The organism is Sporosarcina sp. Y1009, assembly GCF_057669865.1.
The window spans coordinates 46,486-63,233 of the sequence record NZ_JBYHFO010000011.1 but is presented as its reverse complement, the minus strand read 5'-3'; the positions used below and the strand labels follow the sequence as shown (position 1 = coordinate 63,233).

Below are 16,748 nucleotides of genomic sequence, written 5' to 3'. Positions count from 1 at the left end.
GAGAAGAAGAATTTGAAGCATAAGAAAAAAGAAATCTCAAGAAATCGTTTGCTTGGCCTAGCAGGAACTGGTTGGATGTTTGATGCAATGGACGTCGGGATCCTATCATTTGTTATCGCGGCAGTGGCGATTGAATGGAATTTAACTTCTGTTGAAATGGGCTGGATTGGAAGCGTAAATTCTATTGGTATGGCAGTCGGTGCATTAGGGTTTGGAATGTTGGCGGATCGCATCGGTCGAAAGAATGTTTTTATGATGACACTTGTATTATTCTCTGTTGCGAGTGGGTTATCCGCGTTAACGATGTCATTGACTGCTTTTTTGATTTTACGTTTCTTTGTCGGTGCGGGACTAGGCGGCGAACTACCGGTGGCATCCACGCTAGTTTCGGAAAGTGTTGAAGCGAAAGAACGTGGACGAGTTGTTGTTCTGTTAGAAAGTTTTTGGGCTGCTGGTTGGCTGATTGCCGCACTAATTGCTTATTTTATAATTCCATCATTCGGTTGGCGGGTGGCTTTAATCATTACTGCATTACCTGCATTCTACGCCATTTACCTTCGAAGAAACTTACCGGATTCACCAAGGTATGTTAAAGAAGGCGAGCCAAAACAATCGGCGGGTGCGAAACTGAAACTTCTTTTTTCCAGACAATATGCTAGGCGCACATTGATGCTGTGGATTGTTTGGTTTACGGTTGTGTTTTCATATTACGGGATGTTCCTTTGGTTGCCGAGTGTGATGGTGATGAAAGGGTTTAGTATGATACAGAGTTTTGGTTATGTCCTTTTAATGACGCTTGCACAACTGCCAGGATATTTTACAGCGGCTTGGCTAATTGAAAGAGCTGGAAGAAAGTTTGTTTTGGCTACATATCTGATTGGAACAGCAGCCAGTGCGCTTATATTTGGTAATGCGGAAACACTAAGTTTACTGCTAATTTCAGGTGCACTCTTATCATTTTTCAATCTTGGAGCATGGGGTGCTTTATACGCGTACTCACCAGAACAATATCCAACATCTATTCGCGCGACTGGTTCAGGTATGGCCGCAGCCGTTGGTCGAATTGGGGGTATTTTTGGGCCGCTACTAGTGGGTTCATTACTTGCAGCAGGCTACGGTTTTGGATTAATCTTTGGGATTTTCTGCGGTGCTATTATTATCGGTGTCTTAGCAGTTGTTTTCTTGGGTACAGAAACGAAACAGTTGGAGTTGGAATAAAATCTTTTACCGAGTGCTTGGGCGATTTATTGTTCAAGCACTTTTTTGTGCAAAATACTCGGCGGAAAAACCAAAATTCCCGATGCGAGAATAAACCATTGAGCGACGAGCATTACTTTACTCGCATCGAAAGCAAACCACCACTCGCAACGAGAATAAAAAATCGGTAACGCCTGATACGAGCACAACCGCGGAAGCACCGAGCACAACGCGACTCGCACCGAGCATAAAAAATCAGTGCCGCCCGATACGAGCACAACCGCGGGAGCAACGAGCATAACCGTACTCTGACCGAGCACAACGCGACTCGCACCGAGCACAACGACGGGGGCAACGATCATAAAAAATCGCTACGAGCACAACTGCGGTCGTACCGAGCATAACCGTACTCGCACCGAGTACAACAACACTCCCAACGAGCAAAAACTAACCGCATGCACCGCAACAATAAAAATTCTCCCTAAGTATCCAATGCCTTTCCTTTAGCGGAGAGGTTATTTTTGTTACAGTAAAACATAATGGAAAGAGGTGTTCTAATGTTCCGCATACCTGAATCGATTGCTCAGCTTGGAAAGGATCGCATTAAAGGATATCCAGTAGAAGGATTTGTTTACGGAGAAGGCCCGAAAACGCCAGAACTGATGCTAATCGGGGAAGCACCCGGTGAGTTTGAGCTGGTGGACGGAATTCCATTTATTGGTCGTGCCGGTAAGGAATTGATGAAATCTCTTGCTACAATTGGTTTATCACGGGAAGACGTATACATCACAAGTACTGTGCGAAGTAGACCTTACAGATGGGGAACAAAAAAAGAACGTGATGGAACGTTGACGGAACGGAAATATAACCGTCCACCAACACAAAAAGAAATCTTAGCACATGCACCGGTTCTTGATTATGAATTGTTAACTGTTAAACCAAAGCTAATTGTTACGCTCGGAAATGTCGGATTACAGCGTTTATTGGGAAGAGATTCAAAGGTAACTGAATTGCATGGGCAGTTGTTAGAAAGACCTGTTCAATATCTGAAAGAACTTGATGATATGAAATTTAACAGGACGAGCAATACCTATACAATTGTTCCAACATTTCATCCTGCATCTATCTTTTATCGCCCATCACACCGCCCAGCGCTCGATGCAGATTGGCTGGAAATTGGACGAATACTTCGTAACATGCAAAAGTCATGAGTGTTTCAGACAAATATCTACACGTTAAAGAAGGAAGTGTTATGAATGTCCAAACAAATTGAAGCCAAGAAAAATGCGCCGACAAAAGATTTCTTTGCGCTATTAAAAAAGTTGAAATGGCCACTTGGTGTTACAATCTTTGCACTCGTTTTATCATTAGTGACAACAATTGCGGGACTCGTCATCCCATTAATCACAAAAGAACTTGTTGATACATTAGCAGATGCGTTATTTAATTGGAAAACAGCAGCGTTTTTGTTTGTTATTTTTATTGTGCAAGCGCTCACAGGTGGTGTTTCTCATTATTTACTCACTTATATAGGGGAGACTGTCGTTGCAGATTTACGAGAGAAACTATGGAATAAAGTGCTCCGCTTACCTGTAAATTATTACGATGCAAATGAAACCGGAGAAACGATGAGCCGAATTACACAAGATACAACGACATTAAAAGAATTGGTGACAAATCACCTTGTGACCTTTGTAACCGGAATAATCTCTATTGTTGGTTCCATCATCATTTTGTTTTTTCTATCTTGGCAAATGACGTTAATTATGCTAATTAGCATTCCAATCAGTATGGCAATTATCATTCCACTTGGGCGTGTTATGCATAAAGTAGCGAAGGCAACGCAAGCTGAAATGGCGAAATTCTCTGGTCATCTCGGACGTGTTCTCGGGGATATCAGGCTAGTGAAAGCATCGCGCGCAGAGAAAACCGAAGCCGAGCAAGGAAAAAAAGCCATTCGTTCATTATTTGGCTATGGTTTAAAAGAAGCCAAGATACAGGCTGTTATTTCTCCAATTATGACATTAACGATGATGAGTATTTTAGTCGTTATTTTGGGTTATGGCGGTGCGCAAGTATCCAGAGGGGAATTATCTGCGGGTACGCTTGTAGCGATCATTTTTTTCATGTTTCAAATTATTGTCCCGTTTGCGCAAATGGCATCATTTTTCACTTCATTTCAAAAAGCGGTTGGAGCGACTGAACGTATTCAATATATTATTGAAATGGAAAGTGAAATTGCTGATGGGCAGCCAGTGGTCCCTGAAGGCGTTATTACATTTGAGGATGTTCATTTCTCTTATGAAACTGGAAAAGAGGTCCTCCGTGGTATTTCGTTTGAAGCCAATCCAGGAACAGTCACCGCATTGGTTGGCCCTAGTGGGGGTGGGAAAACGACAGTGTTTTCCTTGCTAGAAAGGTTTTATGAGCCAACGAATGGGGTAGTTGCAATAGGAGGTATATCTATACAGAAAATTGGACTTTCCAAATGGAGAGGTCAAATCGGATATGTCTCACAGGAGAGTCCATTGCTAAGTGGATCAATTATGGATAATATCGCTTATGGACTGGACCGCAGACCGTCGATTGAAGAAGTGGAAAAAGCTGCTCAGGCGGCAAACGCACTTGACTTCATCCAAGAAATGCCAGAACGGTTTGACACGCTGGTTGGAGAACGAGGAATGAAATTATCGGGTGGGCAGCGTCAGCGGATAGCAATTGCTAGAGCGCTACTCTATAATCCGGAAATATTGCTTCTCGATGAGGCGACATCCAATTTAGACAGTGGCTCAGAAACACATGTTCAGGAGGCGCTTGTTCGACTGATGAAGGGGAGGACGACCCTCATTATTGCCCATAGATTGGCCACTGTCATTCATGCAGATCAATTAATCTTTCTTGAAAATGGAAGAGTTACTGGTAAAGGTAAACATGAAGCGCTTTTTGCGACGCATGAATTATACCGAGAGTTTGCACAGGGCCAAGGACTTTCCTAATTAGCTTATAGGGGTGAAATTGTGATTCGTTTTAATGATGAACAAAATTATACCCAGATGGAACCGAAGCTTGAAAAGGTATCAGAGTAACAATCCACACGCATAAACTGAAGAAGAGATGTTAAAAAAGATGAACGCCCGTGTCGATTTAGATAAAGAAAAACCAGAAGATGTAGCGAGAGAGTTTTTGATTAAAAGAATAAGATGTCGATAAGTTCTCCAAAACGATTACTTGAAGAGTTATTCGAGTAATCGTTTTTAAAATTCATTTATTCAAATTAGAATTTATCCCTTCAATATTTGTGTTTTAGTTAGTTGAAATAAAGGGAATCATGATGAAGGGAAGGGGGTGTTTTTGTATGTATAAACCTATCAACAAATCATTTTTCGAGACACCTGGATTAGAACTTGCAAGAGACTTATTAGGGCAATATATTGTCCACGAGCAACCATCTGGACTGTTGGTAGGAAGAATTGTAGAAACAGAAGCTTATCAAGGACCGGAAGATCAAGCTGCACACAGTTTCAACAATCGGAAAACCAAAAGAACAGAGATTATGTTTGGAAATCCTGGACTTGTTTATACGTATCAAATGCATACGCATACACTTATCAACGTAGTTGCAGGTTCAGTTGGAACGCCGCATGCAATTCTTATACGCGCTGTTGAACCAGAACTCGGACATGACGTCATGCGGGAAAACCGCGGAGCCCATATGAAGGAAATCGATTGGACAAATGGTCCAGGAAAATTGACAAAAGCCATGAATATAACTATGGATTATTATGGACACCACTGGTCCGATAGACCGCTTTTCATTGCCCAAGGTGAAAAAGTCAAAGAAATTGTAGCAGGTCCAAGAGTCGGAATCGGTAATTCTGGTGAAGCGGTCCACTATCCATGGCGGTTTCATGAGAAAGGGAATCCATTTGTTTCGAAATATAGATAAGTTTACCATTCATTACAACGGGTAGAGAAGTTATATAACAAACAAAGAGGAGTGTCTCATTCAAATGGCTAAAATCGCTACATTAATCACAAATGAGTTCGAGGACTCGGAGTTTACGGTTCCCAAAAAAGAATTTGGAAAAGGAAGCGGGAGCCGAAATTACTGGAAAGAAAGGGGCAACCTTTACGGTAGATAGTGGCATCGATGATGTAAAACCAGAGGACTTTGATGCATTGCTGTTACCCGGCGGATTTTCTCCCGATATTTTACGTGCAGATGATCGTTTTGTGGCATTTACAAAGGCATTCATGGATGCTAAGAAGCCCGTTTTTGCAATTTGCCACGGACCACAATTATTAATCACAGCGAAAGCACTCGAAGGCAGAGATGCAACTGGATTCAAATCTATTAAAGTGGATATGGAATACGCCGGAGCTGCGTATGTGGATAAAGAAGTGGTCGTGTGTCAAAACCAACTTGTAACAAGCCGCACACCCGATGATTTACCAGCCTTTAATCGTGAAGCACTGAAATTACTCGGAAAATAATATACAAAAAAAGCCGTTCTTTATTTATAAAGAACGGCTTTTTGTATTAAGCATTTACTAATTCAAGTGCTACAGCTGGACCAAAGAATTCAAAGTGTACTTTTTCTTCAGGAACGCCGAGCTCATACAAAGTGCTAATGATTGCTTGTAGGAATGGAATGGGGCCACAGACGTAAATATCGCTGCCTTCAATAACATGTTCAGCTAAGAATTCACGATTGATGAAGCCATCTCCCTCTTCGGAATAAAGCGCGGCATAGTTTGAATTCGGCATGGATGCGTTCAATTCTACTAAACGCTCATGGAATGCTTGGTGTTTTCGAGTACGTGCAGAATGGAGAAACGCGACTTGACGTTCTGGTGTGTCTTTCGCAATGGTTTCATACATACTCATCATTGGTGTAACGCCAACTCCACCACTTATTAATGTAACAGGTGCTGTAGCTTCTGTATCTAAGTAGAAGTCTCCAGCTGGTACGCTAACTTCGAGTGTATCCCCAACATTAACTTGGCTGTGTAAGAAGACAGATACTTTTCCGTTTGGCATGATTTCATCTTCCCGTTTTACAGATATTCGGTAGACATCTCCAGTGGAGGCTTGAGATAAGCTGTATTGACGGTTGAGTGTATTGATTTCACCTGGAATTCGAGTGCGAACAGTTAAGTACTGGCCAGGCTTGTAAACAGGAAGTTTTTTTCCGTCTGCTGCTTCTAAATAGAACGATGTAATAACATCACTTTCGACAACTTTATTGACAATCTTGAAGTCTTTGAAAGTTCTCCATCCATTATCAAGATTTTCTGCAGTATCATACATTTCCTTTTCGATACCGATAAATACACTAGCAATTACCCCGTAAGCTTCGCCCCATGCCTCGATAATTTCAGGTGTAGCTGCATCGCCTAGAACTTCCTTAATCGCTCCTAAAAGATACTGACCGACGATTGGGTACTGATCTTCTGTAATTCCAAGAGATTTGTGTTTATGTGCAATTTGTACGACAGCGGGTATGATTGCCTCGAGATTGTCGATGTTTGCAGCTGCAGCATAGACAGTATTTGCAAGTGCCGTTTGCTGACGGCCTTGAGATTGGTTTACGTGATTGAAAACATTTAATAACTCAGGATGAGCCTCGAACATGTTTTTGTAAAAGACGGTTGTGATAGTTTGTCCATGTTCTTCTAATGCAGGGACAGTTGATTTAATAATGTTAATCGTTTCTTGTGGTAGCATATGAGCACGTCCTTTCTGTTGTTAATTTAAGAATACCGCATCGAGAAACTTAAAGCTATATATAATATATAACTTTAAAGAACGTTACTATTTTAGTCACATTTCTTTCACGAGGATGTCACAAAAGGTATAATAGAGTGGAAAGTGCGGTGAATTAATAAATGCGTTTAACGATGTACACGGATTTTTCGTTACGTGTTCTTTTATATATAGGTGTTAAAGGTAAAGACGAGTTGTCGACAGTTCAAGAAATATCAGATGCGTACGGGATTTCCAAAAATCATTTAACGAAAGTTGCTCATGAATTGGGAAAGCACGGTTTAATAGAAACTGTTCGTGGTCGCGGTGGAGGTATTCGGTTGAAATTATCTCCAGGTGACATTAATATTGGGGAAGTTGTGCGGAAGACAGAGGATGATTTCCATCTGGTAGAGTGCTTTAATTGTGCGATAAATAAATGCGTAATCACACCTGCTTGCAGATTAAAGGGTGTGTTACACGATGCGCTTGATGCTTATTTTAAAGTATTAGATAGTTACACATTGGCGGACTTTGTCGTAAATAATGATGGACTAAGGGCGATTCTCTTCGATGAGAAAATAGAGAGCAGTCCACTACATGATAAAAATATTCCTCAACTGGACAGCCCATTGTGATAATATATATGTGACGATAGATAATCAGGAGGAATACTTCATGGAAAAAGTGTTAGTTTTTGGACATAAAAACCCGGATACAGATACAATCACATCAGCAATTAGCTACGCATACCTTAAAAAACAATTGGGCATGAATGCGGAGGCGGTTCGTCTAGGCGAAGTTACAGGGGAAACGGCTTATGCACTCGAGCATTTTGGCTTTGATGCACCACGCTTAATCAAACTTGCAGCACCAGAAGCGTCAAAAGTAATATTAGTTGACCACAATGAAAAACAACAAAGCGTGGACGATCTTGACGAAGTTCAAGTCATCGAAGTGATCGATCACCACCGCATTGCAAACTTTGAAACGAGTGACCCGCTCTATTACCGTGCTGAACCAGTTGGTTGTACAGCGACGATTCTGAATAAATTATATAAAGAAAACGGGATAGAAGTGCCTAAAAACATAGCAGGACTTATGCTTTCCGCTTTAATTTCAGATTCACTATTGTTTAAATCACCAACATTCACAGAGGAAGATCGTATAGCAGTGGAAGAGTTAACCGTCATCGCAGAAGTTGACGCGAACACATACGGCCTTGAAATGTTAAAAGCCGGCGCGGACCTAAGCGATAAAACGATTGCAGATCTTATTTCGCTTGACGCCAAAGAATTTACATTGGAAGACGGCTTGAAAATCGAAATTGCACAAGTTAATGCGGTAGATATCGAAGAAGTTATGAAAAAACAACCAGAGTTAGAAGCGGCAATCGATGCGGTCATCGCGTCGAAAGATCTTGGATTATTCCTGTTTGTCGTAACCGATATTATAAATAACGATTCCACAATCCTAGCACTAGGCAAGGAAGCAATCCGTGCAGGCGCAGCATTCGACGTATCGTTATTAAATAATACAGCGACATTAAAAGGTGTTGTATCACGCAAGAAGCAAATTGTACCAGTATTGACGGACGCATTGAAATAAGATAACCGGACACCATAATGGTAAAAGAAAAGAGACAACCACACTCGGTTGTCTCTTTTCCTATTTTAATAATGTAAACAAAAGTTGTATTATTTATTTATTAGACTCACTGTCATTTTTCCATCTCTATATTGAACGTAGGGATCCTCTCCACTAACCTTTAATTTACCTTCATGGAAGAAAGCTTGCTCCTTGTAATAGAACGTTTCCCCGCTTTGTTCAACTTCAATGTTCAAATGATGCCAAAAAGAATGACCATCCTCATATTCTACTTCTATAATTTTAAAACCTTTGATCTTATAGTTTTGTTTCTTTAAATAATTAATTTTTTCAAGATAAAGAGTTTGTGCTTCTGCATTAGAAAGTGAAGTTTGTTCATCAGGAAAATCTCCCTCGTAAAGATATAATTCCTTAAAGGCAGTTTCGTAATCCTCTTTCACAAGGGCTTGGTAATACTTTTCGATTGCATTTTCAGCTCGTTGCTCCTCGATGCTATTACAACTTATTAAGGGTAAACTTAGACATAATATAAAAAATATGAATAGTAATCTTTTCATTATATCCTCCTAAATAGTGCATAGTAAATATATATGACGTTGAGAGGAAAAGATAAGTTACATTACGTAATATTACGTAATAATAAAAGCCCGCATAGAATAACATCCTTTTAAAGAAAAATAACCAATCTACCAAAAACTTACTAGCGAAGGCATCCACCATCGCCGAAGCGTTTTTATATGTGAATATACTCGATTATTACTTTACTAAGTACCAACAATGAGGCTTTAAAATCATTTATCATCTAACAAATGCCGTAAATACCTCCCAGGCTCATTCAAAAAGTTTCGCGTTAATTGAACATGTTCGATTTCGTCAAACGTGCGACTTACTAATTCACCATCCTGAATCTCATATAAATCCGCGCCTGGATAGGCCATGAGAATCGGTGAGTGAGTCGAAATCAGAAACTTGGCCCCTTCGTTCGCCATATCATGCAGCATCGCGAGGAGACTAAGTTGCCTGTTTGGTGACAACGGTGCCTCAGGCTCATCCAGTATATAGAAGCCGTCGGGTTTAAACCGCGCTTGAAACAAGTCAAGAAAACTTTCCCCATGTGATCGTTTATCAAGCCCCTCACCATATAGATGACGAAGTTCATAATAAGTACGGGCATACGGCAATATTTCAAGACTGTCAGGCGCACGTTTTTTAATTTCCTCCATCGTAATTCGAGCTTCCTCGCGAATATTTGCGAGACTGCGTGTGTATGTAATGAAATCAGATGCCCTGAAAAAGAAACCATTGCCTGTTTTTACAGACCAAATTAGTTTCAATTCGTCCGCTAATTCAAATGCTGGGGAAAAAGAACGATCCATTTCCATATGTTCTCCGCTAATTAGAATACTACCAGCGGCAGCCGCGATTCCTTCAAGAAGCGTCGTTTTGCCACTGCCATTATCGCCGGCAATGATTGTCACCGGCGCAGTTAATTTTAGTGAATCAAAGTTTTTAACAACTTCAGGGTTGAACGGATATCGGTCTTCTTTCGACCAGCGAACGCGTCTAATTTCTCGTAATGTCAGTGGAAACACCCCTTTTTCACTAGTATAGCGTAAAGGGGAAATCAATGGGGCCTAAAAATAGAAGTTGATAATTACCAAGCTTTTAAATCAATCACTTTCATAAGCATATACATTGTACCCTTGAATTAAAGAAATTATGATGAGTAAAAGGAGAGATGATTTATATGAAAATTGAAGTATGGTCTGATTATGTTTGCCCTTTTTGCTATATCGGTAAGCGTAGACTTGAAGAAGCTATAGAATCAACGGGACTTGGTGACAAAGTTGAGGTTGTTTACAAAGCATATGAACTTGATCCAAATTCTCCGGCAACGTCAAATGAAACGATGCAAGAAGTGCTTGCTGGAAAATATAAAATGAGTATTGAAGAAGCGAAGGGTATGACTGACAACGTTGTCACACAAGCGGAGTCTGTCGGTCTTAAGTATAATTTCAGTACGATGAAACCTGCCAATACCTTCAAAGCCCATCGTCTCGCAAAACTAGCAGAACAAGAGGGACTTGGAGCGGAAATAGCCGAGCAATTACTTCATGCGTATTTTATAGAATCAAAACAAATTGGTTTGGATGAAGAACTTATCGATCTTGCTGAAAAGGTTGGTATTTCAAAAGAACGAGCTGAAGAAGTTCTTAATTCAGAAGAATTCGCTGAAGATGTTAAAGCAGATATTACCGAAGCGGGGCAAATTGGTGTTCAAGGTGTGCCATTTTTTGTCATTAATCGTAAATATGCGATATCAGGAGCACAACCAGCTGAAACTTTTGCGGAGGCACTTCAAAAAGTTGCGGAAGAAGAAGGAATTAATAAATGATATAAAAAAACGGACATGCGGCTATAAGCCACAGTCCGTTTTTTGTTTTTATATTATTGAGCAGGATTTGCTTGTGCTTCAATTGTAATTGTAATGTCATCGCCGACAAGAACGCCGCCAGCTTCAAGTGCTTGGTTCCAAGTTAGACCAAATTCTTTTCTTGAAATTTTACTTTCAACTTCAAACGCAACAACATCTACGCCCCAAGGATTTTTCCCGCGGCCTTCGTAAACTGCATTGAATGTTGCTTTTTTCGTTATATCTTTAATCGTCAAATCGCCTGAAATAGCATACTCATTGTCGCCTGTTTTAGCGATATCCGTTGAAACGAATGTTAGGTTTGGATAAGTTTCAACATCGAAAAAGTCTGCAGAACGAAGGTGATTGTCACGATCGTCGCTGTTAGTATGAATTGTAGCCACGTCAATATTAAAGTTAATGTTAGCCCCCGTTAAATCTTCAGGATTTCCTTCAATAGTACCTTCGATTCCAGTGAAACGCCCGCGTACCTTTGAAACCATCATATGTTTTACAGAAAACCCTATGCTTGTGTGTGAAGCATCTACTACCCATTTACTCATAATAAAAATTCCTCCTTTTATTTTTGAAGCTATTTATACTATAAATGATAAGTATCTCGAATTCAAGACATTAGCTTAAAATATATATAAAGTTTGATAATGTCCTTCCAAACGACCCAATATGAGAGTTTTTCTTTATAAAAAGATAGTTAAAAAGGGGTGTTCTCTTTCTTTCAATAAACAATCCTTGTCAAACAAACAATTTCCAAGCATACTAATAGAGGTGAAAGGCTAATTTGAAAGGACTGTATGTTGATGTCAAAGCATCAGTGGTATAAAGATTTAGAAAGTAAGATCACGCAAGGTGTATTAAAAATCGATGAACCCTTAAGTAAATATACGATGACAAAGCTAGGCGGCTGTGCCGATATTTTGGTCATTCCAACTACTATAGATGAAACAGAAGCAACGGTGCGCTATTCTTACGAGCACGGCATTCCACTTCTCCTTTTAGGAAACGGGTCCAATATGGTAGTAAGAGACGGTGGGGTCAGAGGAATTGTTCTTCATCTATCAAATTTAAATCATGTGAAAATCGAAGGCACGTCAGTTCATGCAGAGGGTGGTGCGAATATTTTCGAAGTATCCCGACTTGCAGGGGCAAAGTCACTAACCGGTTTTGAGTTTGCTTGTGGAATCCCAGGATCAGTAGGCGGCGCGATGGCGATGAATGCAGGAGCGTACGGTGGGGAAATCAAAGATATTATTGTGCAAGTCACTGTGCTTACGAAAGAAGGAAATCGCATAGTTCTATCAAAAGATAAATTAGAACTTGGCTACCGACAAAGTGTGATTACGAAAAAAGGGTATTTTGTTTTATCTGCAGATTTTAATCTCGAAGTGGGAAGCCAAGAAGAAATCAACGCGAAAATGGCTGACCTTACTTACCAAAGAGAATCTAAACAACCGCTTGAATTCCCATCAGCGGGAAGTGTCTTTAAGCGGCCACCTGGTTATTATGCAGGAAAACTGATTCAAGATAGTGGGTTGCAAGGGAAAGGGTTTGGCGGTGCGGAGGTATCTGTCAAACATGCCGGTTTTATCGTCAACAAAAATAATGCGACTGCATCCGATTATATTCGAACAATTGAAATGGTAAAAGCTGAAGTGAAAAAGAATTTCGGTATTGAACTTGAGCTGGAAGTGAAGATTGTTGGAGAAGAAAAAGAGGTAAATGACTAGGTCATTTACCTCTTTTGGTTTATTTAAAGATCATTTATCTTTTTCTGACTTCCTGAAATTAATGAAGGATCCGCGACAAGGTCATCTGTAATATGAACTTGGCACATTTTATGGTTGCTGATGAATTTGAAAATCCCGTTATTAAAATCGGTCCCGATTTCTTTAAAGAAGATCCCTTTGTAACATGCATCTTTAGATAAGGTGAATTTTACGCGATAGCCTTCATCCTCTTTAACTAAATATGCCCGGACGCCTTTTTCGAAAACTCCTTCGATTTCATCTTTTATGGCACGATCGACAGAAACGACATGGAAATCGACAAACGTAATTTCCCGTAATAACACGTTCATAAAGGAACCTTTTGTGATTTCTTCCCATCTGCTCTGAGCAGTCTGTCCAATAATGATTTGTGTAATGTTATGCTGATGTGCAACTTCCGCAATCACCTTAGAAGATGGTCGTTTCTCATTGTCACGAATGATGAATTCATCAATCTCTAATTCCTCAGCTAGCTCTTTCCAACGTTCTACATAATCAGTTTTCTCTGCGTCAAACTCGTCGAAAGGAATGGGATCTACGGTTAATATATAGATAGGACAGTTCATGATACTTGCCATTTTATGTCCTCGTCTTATGAGACGTTCACCATTTGGACCGTAGTAGACACAAACGAGAATGCTCTCGTCCATACGACCTTTTACCTTGCCCATGGTGGTATTCACCTCTTGTTTATTTATAGTCTTACTGTCTTCGTTAATGAATATTAACTTACACATGAAAACCATATCAGTATATAATAGATTGTCACATAGAACAAGGGAATTGCAAACTGTTCTATCACCGAATGGATTCTAAGTGCGAATTACCCAGTATTAGTGTATAATTCCCATTGTACACTTTTAAATCTAGAAAAACGCTAAGTAACTGATCTTCAGTAAAGTCCTCTATGGCATACTATTATGCGCTCAGTCACTTCACGAGTCAAGCTTTCTTTATAATTTATCCCGCTTTAACGGGCAGTAAGCCGCCCACCTCAAGACTTAAGTAAAGCGATAAGGATAGGTGGGCGATCAACTGCCCGTAAAAGCCCGATTGGTTCAACTAACAATCAGTAGGGAAGAATTGAACTGCATTCTTCTTTAGGGGATGAGGAACCCCCCACTGATTGAAGTTTCACTTTATCATATTCATAAGTTTTTTGATTGGAGGTATGCAATTGTTAACAGTTTCTATAGCAATACTGATTCCCTTTATTGCTGCTATCTTCATTCCATTCATATATAAGTATATTCCACGCATTAATATTGGTTGGTTCGTTCTTGTTGTCCCCACTGTATTATTCGTGGGATTGGTTAGTTACGTGCCCTCGGTTGCCACTGGTGAAACTTACATAAACACAATATCTTGGATTCCTTCCGCAGGTATTAATTTCACAACATATTTGGATGGTCTTAGTTTAATATTTGGACTCCTTATCACGGGAGTGGGAAGTCTCGTAATTCTTTACTCAATTTATTATCTGTCTGAGCGAGAAGCGTTAGGTAATTTCTATGTCTATTTACTGATGTTTATGGGTGCGATGCTCGGTGTTGTATTTTCGGATAATATGATGGTGCTTTACGTATTTTGGGAATTAACAAGTATTTCGTCCTTCTTACTAATTGCTTTTTGGTATCATCGGAAACAATCCAGATACGGCGCACAAAAGTCTCTACTGATTACCGTAACTGGTGGCGTTGCGATGCTCATTGGATTTGTGATGTTGCATGCGATGACTGGGTCTTTAAGTATTCGAGAAAACATTACTGCGATAGGGGAGTTTACGGATCATCCTCTATTTATCCCAGCGATGTTTCTTGTTTTACTCGGTGCGTTTACGAAATCAGCACAGTTTCCTTTCCACATTTGGTTACCAGACGCGATGGAAGCACCGACCCCTGTTAGTGCTTATTTACACTCAGCCACGATGGTGAAGGCGGGTATTTACCTCGTCGCACGATTTACACCGGTGTTTGGTAGTGAATCGGTTTGGTTTTATACCGTTTGTGGTGTTGGACTATTGACGTTGTTCTGGGGTTCGTTTAACGCGATTAGACAAACAGATTTAAAAGCACTGCTTGCTTACTCGACTATCAGCCAGCTCGGCTTGGTGATGAGTTTGTTTGGACTGGGTTCGGTTGCCCTTAATGAAGGCTTTTCAACGAACTCTATCCTCTATACGCAGGCAACTTTCGCCGCATTATTTCATCTGATTAACCATTCAACTTTTAAAGGTTCGCTCTTCATGGTGGTAGGAATCATTGACCATAATGTTGGAACGCGGGACGTTCGTAGGCTAGGGGGACTTATGTCGCTCATGCCAGTGACATTTTCAATCGCGATGATAGGAAGCTTCTCAATGGCTGGATTACCACCATTTAACGGCTTCCTAAGTAAAGAGATGTTCTTCGATGCGATGTTGATGATGCGTAATTTAGAAGGTTTATCCATTAGTTCTTTAGGAACGATTGCGCCAATCATTGCTTGGATTGCAAGTATATTTACATTTGTCTACAGCATGATTATTGTTTTTCAAACGTTTTTTGGCGCTCATCAACCTGATCGGTTGGATAGAGAAGCACATGAAGCTTCGGTTGGCATGCTGGTTGCACCATCTATTTTAGGTGTGCTTGTAATTGGAATCTTCTTTTTCCCAAATATCATTGGAGATTATTTGTTGCGGCCTGCGATGACTGCAATTTATCCAACGATACCGAATGTTGCTCAGTTACCAGATAAGATTTTGGCATGGCATGGTCCTAATATGCCGCTTCTAATGACTGCTGGTGTTGTAATTATCGGGTTCTTACTCTACAGGTCTTTAAAGTATTGGCGTTCCTTGTATTCTGTAGGCCCGATGCTTTGGAATTTAGATACGCTTTATAATGGGACATTGGTGCAAATGGAAAAAGGTGCGAATCAGATAACGAATTATTATATGTCTGGTCATCTACGTGACTATCTTACATATATATTCGGTTTCTTCCTCCTCGCAGTGGGTGGAAGCCTCGTGCTGTTAGGCGGATATTCTTTTGATTTATCAGATGATGCACCGATTCTAATAAACGAACTAGCGATTGTACTGGTGATGGCAGTCGCAGCTATTGCGATTATCTTCGTTCCATCACGTATAACAGCTGTTTTATTGAACGGTGTGCTAGGGTATTCAATTGCGCTGTTTTTTGTTATATTCCGTGCGCCCGATTTAGCCTTGACACAAATTGTTGTGGAGACCGTGACGACTGCCTTATTCCTATTATGTTTTTACTTTCTTCCCAAATTGAAACGGGAAAAATCGACTCGCTCCTCGAAAGTACGAAACGCCATTATTGCTATTTCGTCTGGTGTTGTCGTTACAGTTGTTGCGCTGTCCGTACAAGGAAATAAACTATTCGATTCAGTCTCGATTTATTTCGAAGATGCCTATGCGCTATCAGGCGGAAAAAATATTGTCAATACGATTTTAGGAGATTTCCGGGCGTTCGATACAATGCTGGAAGTTGTTGTCCTTTTCATCGCTGGAATTGGTGTCTATACATTGATTAAACTAAAAGCGAGAAAGGGGGAACGAGACGTTGAAGACAAATGATGTAATCTTGCGTACAGTAACAAAAGTTGTTGTATTCATCATATTAACATTTGGTGTGGAGTTGTTTTTTGCAGGCCATAATAGTCCAGGCGGTGGTTTTATAGGCGGCCTCGTTCTTTCGTCCGCTTTTGTGCTGTTATTTTTAGTCTATGATATTGAAACTGTACAAGAAGGAATACCGCTTGATTTTAAGAAAGTTGCTGCTTTAGGCGTTATATTGGCAATTGGAACTGGTGTCGGTGCGGTTTTGTTTGGCGCAGCTTTTTTGACGCAGACATTCGGTCATTTTCACTTGCCTTTATTAGGTGATACTGAATTAGCAACCGTTGTGTTATTTGAAATAGGTGTGGCGTTAACCGTTGTTGGAACGGTCGTCACAATAATCGTAAGTATTAGTGAGGATGTGTAGCT

Annotated in this window: 15 protein-coding genes and 1 pseudogene; 11 read left to right on the top strand and 5 right to left on the bottom strand. The window is 40.3% G+C overall.

The genetic code is table 11. The features are described 5' to 3' along the window. Positions 1–75: 75 nt before the first annotated feature. The 5 genes and pseudogenes from AC25Y1_RS13670 to AC25Y1_RS13650 all read left to right on the top strand — a co-directional run bounded on the left by AC25Y1_RS13670 (position 76) and on the right by AC25Y1_RS13650 (position 5,691). Positions 76–1,218, top strand: coding sequence for an MFS transporter (locus tag AC25Y1_RS13670; RefSeq protein WP_488148600.1), 1,143 nt, complete (start codon positions 76–78; stop codon positions 1,216–1,218). A 518-nt stretch (positions 1,219–1,736) separates the two neighbouring features. After that, the gene (locus tag AC25Y1_RS13665; protein ID WP_488148547.1) at positions 1,737–2,408 is read left to right on the top strand and encodes a uracil-DNA glycosylase; all 672 of its coding nucleotides are present in this window, start codon (positions 1,737–1,739) and stop codon (positions 2,406–2,408) included. A gap of 45 nt (positions 2,409–2,453) precedes the next feature. Further along, positions 2,454–4,193, top strand: coding sequence for an ABC transporter ATP-binding protein (locus AC25Y1_RS13660; protein ID WP_488148546.1), 1,740 nt, complete (start codon positions 2,454–2,456; stop codon positions 4,191–4,193). A 359-nt stretch (positions 4,194–4,552) separates the two neighbouring features. Next, positions 4,553–5,143, top strand: a complete 591-nt coding sequence (locus AC25Y1_RS13655; protein WP_488148545.1) for a DNA-3-methyladenine glycosylase — start codon at positions 4,553–4,555, stop codon at positions 5,141–5,143. 64 nt (positions 5,144–5,207) lie between these two features. Then, positions 5,208–5,691 (top strand): annotated as a pseudogene (locus tag AC25Y1_RS13650) (type 1 glutamine amidotransferase domain-containing protein). A gap of 46 nt (positions 5,692–5,737) precedes the next feature. On the opposite strand, the gene hmpA reads toward AC25Y1_RS13650, so the two are convergent. Next, positions 5,738–6,925: an NO-inducible flavohemoprotein gene (gene hmpA, locus AC25Y1_RS13645; RefSeq protein WP_488148544.1), complete on the bottom strand. Its 1,188-nt coding sequence runs from the start codon at positions 6,923–6,925 to the stop codon at positions 5,738–5,740. Between the two features lie 161 nt (positions 6,926–7,086). On the opposite strand from hmpA, the gene AC25Y1_RS13640 reads away from it, so the two are divergent. Together AC25Y1_RS13640 and AC25Y1_RS13635 are read left to right on the top strand one after the other, a co-directional pair. After that, positions 7,087–7,581 carry an Rrf2 family transcriptional regulator gene (locus tag AC25Y1_RS13640; RefSeq protein WP_488148543.1) on the top strand — a complete coding sequence of 165 codons (495 nt, stop codon included), beginning with the start codon at positions 7,087–7,089 and terminating at the stop codon, positions 7,579–7,581. Positions 7,582–7,621: 40 nt separating this feature from the next. Further along, positions 7,622–8,551, top strand: a complete 930-nt coding sequence (locus AC25Y1_RS13635) for a manganese-dependent inorganic pyrophosphatase (protein WP_488148542.1) — start codon at positions 7,622–7,624, stop codon at positions 8,549–8,551. An 89-nt stretch (positions 8,552–8,640) separates the two neighbouring features. On the opposite strand, the gene AC25Y1_RS13630 is transcribed toward AC25Y1_RS13635, so the two are convergent. Together AC25Y1_RS13630 and AC25Y1_RS13625 are read right to left on the bottom strand one after the other, a co-directional pair. Then, the gene (locus AC25Y1_RS13630; protein ID WP_488148541.1) at positions 8,641–9,108 is read right to left on the bottom strand and encodes a hypothetical protein; all 468 of its coding nucleotides are present in this window, start codon (positions 9,106–9,108) and stop codon (positions 8,641–8,643) included. A gap of 234 nt (positions 9,109–9,342) precedes the next feature. Continuing rightward, positions 9,343–10,179, bottom strand: a complete 837-nt coding sequence (locus AC25Y1_RS13625) for an AAA family ATPase (protein ID WP_488148540.1) — start codon at positions 10,177–10,179, stop codon at positions 9,343–9,345. A 119-nt stretch (positions 10,180–10,298) separates the two neighbouring features. Between AC25Y1_RS13625 and AC25Y1_RS13620 the strand changes: the two genes are divergently transcribed. Next, complete coding sequence (locus AC25Y1_RS13620; protein ID WP_488148539.1) at positions 10,299–10,946, top strand: DsbA family oxidoreductase; 648 nt, start codon at positions 10,299–10,301, stop codon at positions 10,944–10,946. 53 nt (positions 10,947–10,999) lie between these two features. On the opposite strand, the gene AC25Y1_RS13615 is transcribed toward AC25Y1_RS13620, so the two are convergent. Continuing rightward, positions 11,000–11,527, bottom strand: coding sequence for a YceI family protein (locus AC25Y1_RS13615; protein WP_488148538.1), 528 nt, complete (start codon positions 11,525–11,527; stop codon positions 11,000–11,002). 255 nt (positions 11,528–11,782) lie between these two features. Here AC25Y1_RS13615 and murB point away from each other — a divergent pair, with 255 nt between their 5' ends. Continuing rightward, positions 11,783–12,709 carry a UDP-N-acetylmuramate dehydrogenase gene (gene murB / locus AC25Y1_RS13610; RefSeq protein WP_488148537.1) on the top strand — a complete coding sequence of 309 codons (927 nt, stop codon included), beginning with the start codon at positions 11,783–11,785 and terminating at the stop codon, positions 12,707–12,709. Between the two features lie 23 nt (positions 12,710–12,732). On the opposite strand, the gene AC25Y1_RS13605 is transcribed toward murB, so the two are convergent. Next, positions 12,733–13,419, bottom strand: a complete 687-nt coding sequence (locus tag AC25Y1_RS13605) for a histidine kinase (protein WP_488148536.1) — start codon at positions 13,417–13,419, stop codon at positions 12,733–12,735. 506 nt (positions 13,420–13,925) lie between these two features. On the opposite strand from AC25Y1_RS13605, the gene AC25Y1_RS13600 reads away from it, so the two are divergent. Both AC25Y1_RS13600 and AC25Y1_RS13595 read left to right on the top strand, forming a co-directional pair. Next, positions 13,926–16,337 carry a Na+/H+ antiporter subunit A gene (locus tag AC25Y1_RS13600; RefSeq protein WP_488148535.1) on the top strand — a complete coding sequence of 804 codons (2,412 nt, stop codon included), beginning with the start codon at positions 13,926–13,928 and terminating at the stop codon, positions 16,335–16,337. Beyond that, positions 16,324–16,746 carry a Na(+)/H(+) antiporter subunit B gene (locus AC25Y1_RS13595; protein WP_488148534.1) on the top strand — a complete coding sequence of 141 codons (423 nt, stop codon included), beginning with the start codon at positions 16,324–16,326 and terminating at the stop codon, positions 16,744–16,746. Before AC25Y1_RS13600 ends, AC25Y1_RS13595 begins: the two co-directional genes overlap by 14 nt. Positions 16,747–16,748 lie beyond the last annotated feature (2 nt).